Origin of the sequence: Planococcus maitriensis (assembly GCF_003289925.1) — a bacterium.
Classification (GTDB): domain Bacteria; phylum Bacillota; class Bacilli; order Bacillales_A; family Planococcaceae; genus Planococcus; species Planococcus maitriensis.
Map to the genome: position 1 here is coordinate 637,687 of NZ_QLZQ01000001.1, position 12,963 is coordinate 650,649.

The following is a 12,963-nucleotide window of genomic DNA, read 5'->3' on the forward strand; positions in this document are numbered from 1 at the left end:
GTGACTTATATTGATGAGAAAGAACGAATTAGAAAATTAGCTGAGGCCGCTTTAACAAAGCTCGAAGGTACCCTGCCAGGAAGTTCGCAGATGAAAGTCTTAACGGATTTGATTGAAGACCTCGATGAAGATTCCTATACGATAATGGTAGTGGGAGAATTCAAACATGGAAAGTCTACATTCGTTAATGCACTATTGGGACGGGATATTATGCCGAGAGGAGTTACACCTACCACAGCTACGATAAATGTCATTGAGTATGGTAAAGAAGAAAAGGCGTCAGTTCATAAAAGAAACCAAACCATTGAGGAATTCGATACCCTTGATATTTTAAAAAACTATACGGCTGATGATGATTTTGATTCAGATGAAATTAGGCATATCAAACTGACTGTGGATTCTACTCTATTGAAAAATAAGGTTGTATTAATCGATACCCCAGGGGTCAATGATTTGAGTGAGCAGCGATCTGAAGTTACCCATCAATTTTTGCCACGGGCTGATGTTGTACTTTTTATGGGGTCATTGACCTCCCCCATTAAGGCTTCAGAGGAAAAGTTTATTAGGGAACGGTTGATTAAGAATGGAATTGACCGTGTAATTTTTGCTGCTAATTTCATGGATAGTATCGATGAAGAAGAACTGGACGAACTAACTGAGTTTGTCGAACGACGTCTCGAGACGATTACTGGTGTGCATTTGAACTCTTTATATCCACTGTCTGCACTCGAAGCTGTGGAAGGAAAGCTGGAGAACGACGCTGAACTATTAAGGTATTCGGGATTGCCAGAATTGGAAGAGGAAATACTTCGGCGTATCGAGTCTGGCTCCAGAGGTGAGGAAAAAATTAAAAACTTCACAGAACGATTAGTTAATATTTGTGAAGTCATTGAAGATGAAATAAAGACTGCTTCAATCGCCTCATCGCAGACAATTACAGAATTAGAGCTTCAATTTGCGGCCATTCAGAAGTGGTTCGGTGATTTAGCTGCACAAGAAACGGACCTACAAAACTATTTGTACGATCGGGAAGCTGAAATTAATTTTATGGTCAGTAAATCATTAAGCCACTTCGGTGAGCGATTGAATGATGACATAGAAACGCGTATACATACTTTCCAAGGTGCTGCTATAAAGAATTTAGTAGAAAATCAACTTCCCATGGTAATTAAATCTCAATTCACCACATGGATTGATCAATATGAAGATAAAATCCATCAATTACTAATTAAATTGGAAAAGGAAGTTTCTCAAGGACTTACACGTTCTTTCAACCAATCAATTCAGTTACAAAAAAACCAGCGCGCTTCCTTTAATCATTTGTCCACAATTCCTATTTTCGACGCGAAAAGCGGGAACGCTCATGTAAAAGCAGGGGTAATTCTTGGAAGTGTTGGATCTGTTGCCTTGTTATTGGGAGCTCCATTCTTCTTGCCGATTGTCGGCATGGCCGGGTTGCCTTACATTTCAGAGAAAATAGCAGAAAAACAATTGGCTGCGGTAAAACCGGAACTTATTATGACAGCAAGGCAAAAAGTAAATGAAATGGTAAAAGACTTTGACCGGCAGTTGAGTGAATATATTAAAGAGGCAACAAATGATATTAGGGACCGCTCTTTAGAAGAATTTAAGCGCTTGCTATACTCCTATGAGACTATCTTAAATGATGAAATGGATAAACATCACAATGAGACGGCTGATATTAAGAAACGAGAGTCTAAGCTTGAAGAATTAAAAAATATTGTAACATCCTATAGAAGTGGAGTTGAAATTTATGGATAATGACTCAATTGGTGAAGTCTTTTCTGAAGCAATATACGAAGTGCTTTCTACGGATAACTCAACACAAGTCGATGTTCTTCCAGCTTCAACGTCCCTGGGCAGCCAAGAGGTATTTGCTTATAAGGATCCATTGAAGTACGCCCACCTTTTTGATTTCACGCCGTTGCAATTGAATGTTGAAGGGTCGCATATCGTCAAACCTCATTACGTAGCTCCCTATATTCGAGAAGACGGGACATTGGTAGAAGGCTATTATCGAGACGGGGACGGAGATACATCAATTGACCGTCCGTTTGGAATGGGCGGCGGATATACACGCTCAAATCCTGGCGGAGAGTAGATAATAAATTTCTATGTAAATTCCATACGTGTAGTATTTCAACAATCGTATGGGAAGGAAGAAGAGGAATTATGATTAAAATAATAGCCTACCTAATGGTTTTTATTGGTATGATAATGGGCGTAATTCATCTAGTAAATATCTTAATGGAATCAAGTTTTTTTATATTCTTATTTGTTCTATTTATTTTATTTGGAGTAGTAAGTACTGTTTATAGTGTTTTGAGATATTGCTACCGTTTACTTGTGGGCTATACTCCAGAATCAGAAAATCCAATTGTCGCCGAGAGAGGAACACCAATTATTGCCCCCATTCAAAGTACGGTGAAAGAAGTGGTAGAAACTAAGGAATATTCAGAATCCGAAAGTGGAATAAAATTTGTCAGAGTAAATGAAAAGTGGGGATATGTTCAAGGAGAGCATAGACAATTTCGTTTATTTAATACCGGTCTTTGGAAATTTGGGTTTCGAATCGAAGTCATTGTATCGAACAATCATAGTAATAGCGTCGATGTGGTTGATATTTTGCTTGATGGAAAATCACAATTGACTACTTGGTTTTTAGAAAAAGATAAAATGGAAAAAGAGTTTTTAGAATTAGTAATGATCAAGCTTTGGAAAATGGCTTATCGAGAAGAAATCCCATTTCCGAATGTAAAAGAATTAGATGAATTCTTAGAAGAAGTTTCTTTTAACAATTACTTGCTGAAAGAAGGTCTACTTACGCAAATTGAATCTGAAGAAAATCTTCAGATTGAATATCAATGGGTAAGCTAACAGAATTAAACTATATTTATGAAATAAGGTAAACTTTTTTGAATATCGGACAAAAGCCTCGGATTCCTTGATGGAATCCGAGGCTTTTGTAGTTGATGGCGGGTTGATTGGATTAAAAGGGTCTTTGCCGTCTGGGCTTAATTGCCGATTTCTGCTGGATTTACAAAAGATTTTCCTGAATACTGTTTAACCCTTATGTAGTAGGGGAATTATTTCATATCTTGAAATACTATAGGGGGAAAACAATTGGAGCGATTTTTACAGGGGGTAGCTGACTTTTCAGCATGGTTATGGGGCATCCCGCTCATCACAATGTTATTGGTTTCTGGACTTTATATGACGTTTAAACTAGGGTTTTTCCAATTCCGTTATATCGGCTACATATTCGGCCAAACCTTCGGCAGCATTTTCCGGCGGCCGAAAGGCGAAGGGACGGTTACACCGTTCCAGGCATTGACCTCTGCCTTGTCCTCGACAATCGGCGCGGCTAACATCGTCGGTGTTCCGGCGGCGATCATGTTCGGGGGCCCGGGCGCCATTTTCTGGATGTGGGTCATCGCATTGATCGGCATGGCGCTCAAATTCGCAGAAAGCGTGCTGGCGGTTGAATACCGCGAGAAAAATGGCAACGGCGAATTCGTCGGCGGGCCGATGTATTACATGACGAAGGGCTTGAACATGAAATGGCTGGGCGTCTGGTTCTCGTTCGCGTTGATGATCGAATTGATCCCGAGCATCATGGTGCAAGGGAACTCGATCGCGAACACGGTCCAAGCAACATTCAATGTACCGGTATTATGGACGGGAATTATCACAGCGGTGCTGGTGTCCATCGTCGTCTTCGGCGGCATCAAGCGCATCGGTAAAGTGACAGAGATTTTCGTTCCGTTCATGGCCTTGCTGTATGTCGGCGGGGCCGTGGTCATCCTCTTGATGAACGTCAAAGCGGTTCCGGAATTCTTCATGCTGATCTTCAGCAACGCCTTTTCACCGGCGCCTGTCATGGGCGGCTTTGCCGGTGCGGCGATTGTGGAAGTCATCCGCTGGGGCTTTGCCCGCGGCTTGTATTCCAACGAAGCAGGACTCGGGACGGCTCCGATTGCCCACGCAGCTGCGACAACCGACCACCCGGTGCGCCAAGGCTTCTGGGCGGTTATCGGTATCGTGGTCGACACGCTGATCGTCTGTACGGCAACAGCATTCGTCATCTTGTCTTCCGGCGTGTGGACAGAAGAAGGTGCGATGGAGAACTCCTCCGCTTTGACAAGCTTAGCGTTCGAACAGTACTTCGGTGACTTCGGCGCGATCCTCGTGACGATCGCACTCATCTTTTTCGTCTTATCAACGATCTTGGTCGTCGTGTTCTACGGCGCCAAGCAAGCCGAGTTCTTGTTCGGCTTGAAAGCGGCACACGGCATGCAAGTGGTCTACATCATCGCCGTCGTCTTAGGCGCAATCGGTGCAGCTGAAGTCATCTGGGGCTTCCTCGACATCATGCTTGCCGCGATCCTCATCCCGAACGTCATCGCGATTTTGCTCTTGAGCAACAAAGTCAAAGACTTGAAGAACGAGTTCTTTAGTTCGGATGAGTATTACCGAAAAGACCTGAAAGTGAAGAAACGCGCGAAACGCCAGAAAGCGGCAAGGGAAGGATACGAATCGTAGGCAGGGATTTGTCCCTGTGCACGGCACAATTTACGGCTGCCGATTCGCGGCGTAGAGGGATTCTGCTCTTTGCTTGTCCCTGTGCGCCACACAATTCCAAGCAAAAAAGTCTTGAACTCTATCGAGTTCGAGGCTTTTTGTGTAGGGCAGATGCTCGGGGAGAGCAGCGACTTATTGGGAAGCCGCTGTCTCCAGGAAAACTTCCAAATCCGTTTTCAAAAGGCGGCGCATAGTATTTTATGCAATGTTTACACAGGAGAGAATATAGATTTTCTGCATGAATAGAGCTCTCCAGCTTCAATTTCTGCATGTTTATGAATCAGGGTGGATAGCCATAATTGAGTGGGAGGGATGAAATCGCGGGAAACAGGTGGAAAAAGTTTTGAAAAAACATTATTTCAATTTACCTTTTAATGGGAACCCGCCAGGGTATCTTTAAGGAATGGCTGAAATCCATAAGGGCCAGGAAAGCTGTAGGCAGTGGAGTCTGGTGGATTAGGATTTCATCTGTTCCGCTTAGTTAATTGATGAACTGACATTAAAAGTATATAAGAAAAACAAAATATTATCTGAATTATAAGATTTTTCATAAGCCACTTTACATATTTTGGACCTTATTGTAGGTTTAATGTAGTGGTAAACATTAATTAAATTTAATTATTTAATAAAAAAGTGATATTAAATAGTTTATTTTTGTTAATTTCAATTCATTTCAGATTATTCAAATTAATATTACGCAACAAAGTTTTCAGGCAGAGTTTTTCACAGCTCAATCCAATTTCTATGGTAAGAGTTACGCAATAAGAGACGCAAAGGGACACGGACGGATAGATCAAAACGAGCGGGGGAATGGTGACATGATGGGAACACACCACGCAACATCAACCATTGAGAAGGCAGCGGAGTCTGCGGCTGAAGAAGTGGTCACGCAAACGGGGCATTGCCGGATGGGCGACAAGCCGGAAAGCGCAGTGCAGGCGGGCCTTCATCAATTTATCAGCTGGCCGCTGGACCGGGAAGTTTCCGTTCAAGTGTCCCGGGACGAGCAAGAGGGATTGAACGAGGCGGAAATGCTGATTTCACTCGAGAATATGCAGCGTTTCACACAGGCGCTGATTGAGCATCCGATTCCGTTGCCGACGAGTTATTCCCAAAGTTCTATGGCGGAAGGCGGGACGTATATGCTGCGGATCGCATCGAAGGAAGCTTTCCCTGACTTCGTCAAACGCCTGGCGGACGCGCTTAGTGTACTGCCGCGACAAAAGTGAATACGGCAAATCCTTTCTTTCATTCAACAGAAGGAATGGCTGCCTTTATTTTAGTATCACCCGCAATGCCGAAGTAATCTGTTGCCGGCCGCGTGATCAACACTTGTAAGGACCAAAATCGAGGAGGATGAATCGGATGACTGCAATTGTAAAAGAAGAAATGACAATGGAGATCCCGAACAAAACCTATTTGCAAACTTATGAGGAACATATCAACGGCTACAAGCAATACAAGCTGGAAAAAGCTGATTTGCAGGGGCGTACATACGTGGACAGCGATAGCGTGGACGTGCGCGTGGAGGCGTAGGATTTGTTTTTGCTGTCCCTGTGCATGACACAATTCGGGGCAGGAGATTCGCATCGCAGCGGGATTCTGGTTCTTGAATGTCCCTGTGCGCCACACAATTCAATCGTCAAAAAGCCGTGAACTCATTTGAGTTCACGGCTTTTTTGAGGATAAATCTTATTCATTCAGGAGCTCCTCGTAAAAGTCTTTTGGATGTATTCTTTTCATTTCTCCTATTTCAGCAGGGAATCGGCGATGATTTGAAGTCAGTATGAAGTTGCAGTTTTCCCGTAAGGCTGTTACCCATACATGAAAATCATCTTGATCGAATTTAGAGAGCGGTTCAGACATTTCTCGCTTTTCCGCGATATTCTGTGCAGTGACACGGTCACATCCGCTTAATTCGATTAAAACGTCACCTATGGATAAATGCTCCCGAAGAATCGTTTCCACGCTATATCGCCCTAATATGCTATTGACCGGCTGACCCTCGTAATACTCAAAGATGGGGTTTAGAAATGCTTGGAAAAATTCTTCAATCTCGTCTGCTGAATAAATCACGCGATTTTTTCCTTTGCCTAACCCTTCAGACGCGGTGCGGATAAATTCGAACAAGCATACTTTAGAAAAAACAGGCTGAAAGAGATGTGGGAATCTAGCAGCTTGCAGAACTTTTCGGTTGATTCCATCGGTTCGCAATGCCCCGCACAATATGGTGGTATCAATATAAACTTTCGGTCGCATAGGCGAGTCATAGATCGAATTCATCTACGTTCCCTGCTTCCTGGTTTTTTAGGTCGATTCGGTCGAAAAAAGCTTTTGCTCGCTTATCTTGTTGATCTGTTGTGATGAAGTTTTCCTTTGGAATTCTCCAGTGACCGCCATCTGTCTTATAGGCACCGGCAAATTTACCTTTCTCGCACATTCTCCTAATCGTTTGATCGCTCAACCCGATTTTCTTAGCCGCTTCACTAGGAGAATAAAAAGAGTTTCCTGCTTTCTGATGTCTATTTGGGCGATTAACGAGAGATGCTCTTAGCGAGTTCTTGGCACTGTTCGCCATGAGGGAGGCAATCAGCTTTTTGTGGGTTAATGACGGATCTTTGTCGGTCATCTCGCTTAGTTTTGACAGATAATCAATCAACAGTTCATAAGCCATTTCGAGATTTTTATTATTTAATTGAAGATTTATTTCTCGTTCGATTCGATGCAATTCTATTACCGATTGAGGATCGGTTATTTTTAATGCAAGACTCGAGATGGCGGGAGTTGTGAAACCCATTTGTTTCAAGGAACGTTCAACTGTCGTTTTTAAGACAGCTTCAGCTTGTTCAGTATTGATAGAGGACAAGGTTTCTACACTAGCCCAGAGTTTTTCTTGTTCTTGATCGATGGTAGGAATCATTTTCTCCACCTCCTGTTTGATGTAATTATACAGTTTAAAGTCAACAAAATCAACAAACTAAACAATCGGTAGCTTGAAGCTGTCCCTGTGCATGACACAATTCAGGGCGAAAGATTCGCGTCGCAGCGGGATTCTCGTACTTGAATGTCCCTGTGCGCCACACAATTCAATCGTCAAAAAAGCCGTGAACTCAATCGAGTTCACGGCTTTTTTCTGCATTATAGGTTTTTCACGTAGTCTTCAACTTCCTGGGAAGTCGAAAGGCCGAGGATGTGTTCGATATGCCCTTCCATGTCCGCTTTGGAGAGGCGGCTCAGCTGGGAGCGGGCTTTCAGGATAGACGAAGCGCTCATCGAGAATTCGTCCAGGCCGAGGCCGAGGAGAATCGGGATGGCGATTTCGTCGCCGGCCATTTCGCCGCACATGCCGGTCCATTTGCCTTCTTTGTGGGACGCGTCGATGACGGTCTTCACGAGGCGCAGGATGGCCGGGTTGTACGGCTGGTACAGATATGACACGGATTCGTTCATGCGGTCGGCGGCCATCGCGTACTGGATCAGATCGTTCGTGCCGATGGAGAAGAAGTCGACTTCTTTGGCGAAAGTATCGGCCATGACGGCAGTCGATGGGATCTCGACCATGATGCCGACTTCGATTTGGTCGCTGACCGGGATGCCTTCCGCTTCGAGCTTCGCTTTCTCTTCCATTAGCAGTGCTTTCGCTTCGCGGAACTCGTCGAGTGTCGCGATCATCGGGAACATGATCTTGAGGTTGCCGTGGACGCTTGCACGAAGCAGTGCGCGCAATTGCGTGCGGAACATGTCCGGCATCTCGAGGCACAAACGGATTGCGCGGAGCCCGAGGAACGGGTTGAGTTCTTTCGGCAATTTCAAGTACGACAATTCCTTGTCGCCGCCGATGTCGAGCGTGCGGACGACGGTCGGTTTGCCGTCCATGCCTTGCAAGACTTCCGCATAGGCATCGGTTTGTTCTTGCTCGGTCGGGAACTCGTCACGGCCCATGTACAGGAATTCCGTCCGGTACAAGCCGATCGCTTCGCCGCCGTTATCCAAGACGCCGACCAAATCTTTCGGCGTGCCGATATTGGCGCCGAGTTCGACGGCGACGCCGTCTTTGGTGACGGTCGCTTCGTTTTTCAGTTTGGCCCATTCGGCTTTTTGGCCAGCGAATGCTTGTTGCTTTTCTTTGTATTCGGCAAGTGTCGCCTCGTCCGGGTCAAGGAGGACTTCGCCTTCGAGGCCGTCGATGATGACGATCGTGCCGTTATCGATGGAACTCATCGCCGATTTCGCGCCGACCACTGCCGGGATTTCCAAAGTGCGCGCGAGGATCGCGGAGTGGGACGTGCGCCCGCCGATATCGGTGATGAAGCCTTTGATGTATTTCGGGTTTAATTGCACCGTATCGGAAGGCGTCAAGTCTTCTGCGATGACGACGACTTCATCGGTGATCATGCTCGGGTTTTGGATCTTGACGCCTAATAGATGGGCGAGCACGCGTTTCGTGACATCGCGCACATCGGCGGCGCGTTCTTTCATGTATTCATTGTCCATCGCTTCGAACATGTCGACGAACATCGTCGAAGTTTCGTGAAGCGCGAACTCTGCGTTGACGCTGTCGGTGTTGATCTTGTCGGTGATCGGCCCGATCAATTCCGGGTCTTCCAACACGAGCAAGTGGGCGCCGAAAATGGCCGCTTCCTTGTCGCTGATTTCTTCCGCGGTGCGTTTCTTGATGACTTCGAGTTCAGCGATCGATTCATTGACCGCCTGCTGGAAGCGTTCGATTTCCGCCTGGGTGTCCGCTACGTTTTTCTTGTCGACTGTCAGTTCCGGATGTTCCAGGCGGAAGGCCTTGGCGATGGCGATGCCGTTGGAGGCTGCGATTCCGGAGATGCGGTTCATTCGTTCGAGATCCCTTGTTCTTTAAGTACGCGCTCGATCGTTTCCATCGCTTCCGCTTCGTCCGCGCCATCAGCGGCGATCTGGACTTGCGACCCGGAAGGAACGCCAAGTGACATGACGCCGAGGATCGATTTCAAGTTGACTTTCTTGTCCTTGAATTCCATCGTGATGTCCGACTGGAATTTCGTCAGGGAGCCCACGAGCGCTGAAGCCGGGCGTGCGTGCATGCCTGCCGGGTCTGTGATTGTGAATGTTTTTTCTACCATGAATAATTCCTCCTTGGGGTGATTGAATTGTAAGCGAATTTATCAACCATTATGACATTTTCCGCGCGAATTGCATAGCGGTGGCCTTCTGGCTGGAAAAAACAGAAAACACAGACTTGTCGGGGGATGGGCGACAGGAGTGGTTGTGTCCCTGTGCACAACACAATTCGGGAGGCGGGATTCGCGGTGTGGCGGGGTTTTGGTGTTCGGGTGTCCCTGTGCGTGACACAATTTGCAGGGGAGAGACGTGTCGTTTGAGGGGGCAGGTTTGTGCCGTCCCTGTGCACCGCACAATTCGGGAGGCGGAAATGCCGGCATGGCGGGGTTTTGATTGGCGCACGCCCCTGTGCACGGCACAATTCACGGCAACGACAGCCTTGTCCGGACAGCGGCGACAAAGATGGTTTTTCATTGAATTGAATACGCTTACAACTTAGGCGTATAATCTGAATTAACAGATAAAGACGAGGGCATAGGCCCAAAAGAAGGAGGATGAAAGGAATGGAACGTGAACGTTCGAGCGTTAAAGTGAAAGTCCAGAAGTTCGGGAACTTCCTCAGTTCGATGGTCATGCCGAACATCGGCGCGTTTATCGCCTGGGGGCTAATTACGGCCTTGTTTATTCCGACAGGCTTTTTCCCGAATGAGCAATTCGCGTCACTTGTCGGGCCGATGATTACGTATTTGCTTCCGCTATTGATCGGTTACACGGGCGGTAAGCTTGTGCACGACCAGCGAGGAGGCGTCATTGGCGCGATCGCCACGATGGGGGTCATCGTCGGGGCACCGGATACGCCGATGTTCCTCGGCGCGATGATCATGGGGCCGCTTGCGGCTTGGGTCATCAAGCAGTTTGACCGTTTGATCGAAGGCAAGATCCGCTCGGGTTTCGAGATGCTCGTCAATAACTTCTCATCCGGTATCATCGGCGGGGCATTGGCGATCTTCGCTTACCTCGGCATCGGGCCGGCCGTCAGCGCGTTGACGCAAGTCTTGGTCGCAGGCGTCGACTGGCTTTTGGAAACAGGCTTGCTTCCATTAACAAGTATCTTGATCGAACCGGGGAAAATTTTATTCCTCAACAACGCCATCAACCACGGCATCCTGACGCCGCTCGGGCTTGAACAAGTCCAGCAGGCAGGCCGTTCGGTTCTGTTCTTGCTCGAAGCGAACCCGGGGCCTGGCCTCGGCGTCCTGCTCGCGTTCATGTTCTTCGGAAAAGGCATCGCGAAGCAATCGGCACCCGGGGCAGTCATCATCCACTTCCTCGGCGGGATCCACGAGATTTACTTCCCGTACGTGTTAATGAAACCGATGCTCCTGTTGTCGGTCATCCTCGGCGGCATGAGCGGCGTGTTCACGCTGGTCTTGATGGGCGGCGGCTTGATGGCCCCTGCATCACCAGGCAGCATCTTCGCGATTGCCGCGGTCACACCGCCTGAAGGCATGGCGTATGTCGCGAACTTCACGGCGATCTTGGTCGCAGCGACGGTTTCATTCTTGATTTCAGCGGTCATCTTGAAGCGCAGCAAAGACACGGCATCTGATGAAGACGTCGAAGCGGCAACAAGACGCATGGAAGAAATGAAAGGCAAGAAGAGCTCGGTTGCCGGCGCACTTGGCGCGAGCGCTGGTGGAGCGGGTACGGCTTCTGCAGCTGGGACGTTCCCGGAAGATGTCCACAAGATCGTCTTTGCGTGCGACGCCGGCATGGGGTCGAGCGCGATGGGCGCTTCGCTCCTCAGCAAGAAAGTGAAAGAAGCGGGCATGGACATCAAAGTCACCAATAGCGCGATCAGTTCCATTCCAGCCGATACGCAGATCATCATCACGCAGGACAAATTGACGCCGCGTGCAAAAGACAGGCACCCGGATGCATACCATATCTCGGTCGACAACTTCCTGTCGAGCCCCGAGTATGACCATTTGATCGAGCGTTTGCAGCACGGCGTGACACAAGAGCAGAGCGAACTGGTCGAAGACAGCGAAGCGAATGCAGCGACTGGCGACGAAGGCGATGCTCCGCTGCTGACGGAAGACAATATCTTCATTAACAAGAGCTTCCGCACGAAGGAAGAAGCGATCCGCTTCGCCGGAGACGCACTTGTGGCGGCTGGATACGTCGAACCGTCGTATGTCGACGAAATGATCAAGCGCGAGGAAATCACAACGACTTATATGGGCAACGATGTCGCGATTCCGCACGGCACCGAAGAAGCGAAAAAAGCGGTTATCAAATCCGGCTTCACGGTCGTCCAAGTGCCGGATGGGGTGGACTTTGACGGAGAGAAAGCGAAATTGATCTTCGCCATCGCCGGCAAAGACGGCACGCACCTGGAGATCCTGTCAGGCATCGCGGTCATCTGCGCCGAGCAGTCGAACGTCGACGAACTTGTCGCCGCCAAGTCCCCTAAAGAGCTGCTCGACATCTTGAACAGCAAATAAGCGGCACCATGAAAAGGCAGGGGAGCTCCTGCCTTTTTGTGCTATTTCTTTGGGTTATTCAAAGTGAGCAAGATCAATAAGGAACCAGATATAGTAAATGTTAGTGGGGAAATCGCTTCAGGCGGACGTTTTAGGCCCGCAGGATGCGGGTCATGCAGCTGATGCGACAGGACGTCGCGCTTTCAGCTGCCCGCGGTTTCAGCCGCTTCCAGTTTACCAATGAATCAGTTTGAAACGCTGCTGCTCCCACATCTGCGGGGCAGATGCGTCGCAAATGAACAAGCTCAACTGCCTTTCGCTTATTCATTAGTTGCCGCCTGCCGCTCTTTAAATTTAGTTTGAATACTGGGTAAGTGTTTCTAACTTTATTGAGATAAAAAATGAAAGCCAGCTGTTTTGCGGAATATGTGGAGTAGTGAGAAACTGTATATAGGATAGATAAAGAAATTGATAAGCTTCTAAAATTATATTGAATAAGTAGGTAATATAAAAAGCTAGTGAACCTGCTAGAAATAATCCTTATTGAAATGGCTTATAACCCTAGATATGGAGCAAAATCACGGAGACTCCCGCGGGAAAGCGAGACAGCCGAGACCCCACAAGGCGCGAAGCGACTGAGGAGGCTTGGCGCTCGCCCGCAGGAAATGAATTAGCGATGGGTAAGCTGAGCTAATTCATTTGCGACGCATTTACGCAGTAAATGTGAGAGCAAGGGTTTCGTAGTGGTTTTGCGGAATATCTTCAGTAGTGAAATGCTGTTATTGAAAAACTTGTATATTCTTTATCAATGAAAGGTGACAAGGGA

The 12,963-nt window shown here is 47.5% G+C and carries 11 protein-coding genes; 7 read left to right on the forward strand and 4 right to left on the reverse strand.

The window, feature by feature from the left end:
• The 6 genes from DP119_RS03080 (at nucleotide 1) to DP119_RS15795 (ending at nucleotide 6,138) form a co-directional block, all read left to right on the forward strand.
• Nucleotides 1-1,782, forward strand: coding sequence for a dynamin family protein (locus tag DP119_RS03080; protein WP_146747854.1), 1,782 nt, complete (start codon nucleotides 1-3; stop codon nucleotides 1,780-1,782).
• Nucleotides 1,775-2,122, forward strand: a complete 348-nt coding sequence (locus tag DP119_RS03085) for a hypothetical protein (protein ID WP_112230733.1) — start codon at nucleotides 1,775-1,777, stop codon at nucleotides 2,120-2,122. Before DP119_RS03080 ends, DP119_RS03085 begins: the two co-directional genes overlap by 8 nt.
• Nucleotides 2,123-2,193: 71 nt before the next feature.
• Nucleotides 2,194-2,898 (forward strand): hypothetical protein, encoded by a 705-nt coding sequence (locus tag DP119_RS03090; protein ID WP_112230735.1) that lies wholly within the window; start codon nucleotides 2,194-2,196, stop codon nucleotides 2,896-2,898.
• A 246-nt stretch (nucleotides 2,899-3,144) separates the two neighbouring features.
• On the forward strand, nucleotides 3,145-4,563 hold the full coding sequence (locus DP119_RS03095) for an alanine/glycine:cation symporter family protein (protein ID WP_112230737.1): 1,419 nt from the start codon (nucleotides 3,145-3,147) through the stop codon (nucleotides 4,561-4,563).
• Between the two features lie 857 nt (nucleotides 4,564-5,420).
• Nucleotides 5,421-5,831 (forward strand): hypothetical protein, encoded by a 411-nt coding sequence (locus DP119_RS03100; RefSeq protein WP_112230739.1) that lies wholly within the window; start codon nucleotides 5,421-5,423, stop codon nucleotides 5,829-5,831.
• 136 nt (nucleotides 5,832-5,967) lie between these two features.
• Entirely contained in the window at nucleotides 5,968-6,138 is a 171-nt protein-coding gene (locus DP119_RS15795; RefSeq protein WP_167399178.1) for a hypothetical protein, read from the forward strand.
• 156 nt (nucleotides 6,139-6,294) lie between these two features.
• Here the strand turns inward: DP119_RS15795 and DP119_RS03105 are convergent, their stop codons facing one another.
• The 4 genes from DP119_RS03105 to DP119_RS03120 all read right to left on the reverse strand — a co-directional run bounded on the left by DP119_RS03105 (nucleotide 6,295) and on the right by DP119_RS03120 (nucleotide 9,713).
• On the reverse strand, nucleotides 6,295-6,885 hold the full coding sequence (locus tag DP119_RS03105) for a PIN domain-containing protein (RefSeq protein ID WP_112230741.1): 591 nt from the start codon (nucleotides 6,883-6,885) through the stop codon (nucleotides 6,295-6,297).
• Nucleotides 6,869-7,522 (reverse strand): helix-turn-helix domain-containing protein, encoded by a 654-nt coding sequence (locus DP119_RS03110; RefSeq protein WP_112230743.1) that lies wholly within the window; start codon nucleotides 7,520-7,522, stop codon nucleotides 6,869-6,871. The genes DP119_RS03105 and DP119_RS03110 overlap by 17 nt, the downstream gene beginning before the upstream one ends.
• 218 nt (nucleotides 7,523-7,740) lie before the next feature.
• A complete protein-coding gene (ptsP, locus tag DP119_RS03115) occupies nucleotides 7,741-9,447 on the reverse strand; it encodes a phosphoenolpyruvate--protein phosphotransferase (RefSeq protein ID WP_112230745.1) in 1,707 nt (568 codons plus the stop codon).
• On the reverse strand, nucleotides 9,444-9,713 hold the full coding sequence (locus DP119_RS03120; RefSeq protein WP_112230747.1) for a phosphocarrier protein HPr: 270 nt from the start codon (nucleotides 9,711-9,713) through the stop codon (nucleotides 9,444-9,446). The genes ptsP and DP119_RS03120 overlap by 4 nt, the downstream gene beginning before the upstream one ends.
• Before the next feature lie 501 nt (nucleotides 9,714-10,214).
• Between DP119_RS03120 and DP119_RS03125 the strand changes: the two genes are divergently transcribed.
• Complete coding sequence (locus DP119_RS03125) at nucleotides 10,215-12,158, forward strand: PTS mannitol transporter subunit IICBA (protein WP_112230748.1); 1,944 nt, start codon at nucleotides 10,215-10,217, stop codon at nucleotides 12,156-12,158.
• The last annotated feature ends 805 nt before the right edge of the window (nucleotides 12,159-12,963 follow it).

Coding starts and splice junctions, on each gene's coding strand:
- DP119_RS03085 (WP_112230733.1), top strand. CDS start 1,775: ATGGATAATGACTCAATTGGTGAAGTCTTTTCTGAAGCAATATACGAA.
- DP119_RS03090 (WP_112230735.1), top strand. CDS start 2,194: ATGATTAAAATAATAGCCTACCTAATGGTTTTTATTGGTATGATAATG.
- DP119_RS03100 (WP_112230739.1), top strand. CDS start 5,421: ATGATGGGAACACACCACGCAACATCAACCATTGAGAAGGCAGCGGAG.
- DP119_RS15795 (WP_167399178.1), top strand. CDS start 5,968: ATGACTGCAATTGTAAAAGAAGAAATGACAATGGAGATCCCGAACAAA.
- DP119_RS03105 (WP_112230741.1), bottom strand. CDS start 6,885: ATGAATTCGATCTATGACTCGCCTATGCGACCGAAAGTTTATATTGAT.
- DP119_RS03110 (WP_112230743.1), bottom strand. CDS start 7,522: ATGATTCCTACCATCGATCAAGAACAAGAAAAACTCTGGGCTAGTGTA.
- ptsP (WP_112230745.1), bottom strand. CDS start 9,447: ATGAACCGCATCTCCGGAATCGCAGCCTCCAACGGCATCGCCATCGCC.
- DP119_RS03120 (WP_112230747.1), bottom strand. CDS start 9,713: ATGGTAGAAAAAACATTCACAATCACAGACCCGGCAGGCATGCACGCA.
- DP119_RS03125 (WP_112230748.1), top strand. CDS start 10,215: ATGGAACGTGAACGTTCGAGCGTTAAAGTGAAAGTCCAGAAGTTCGGG.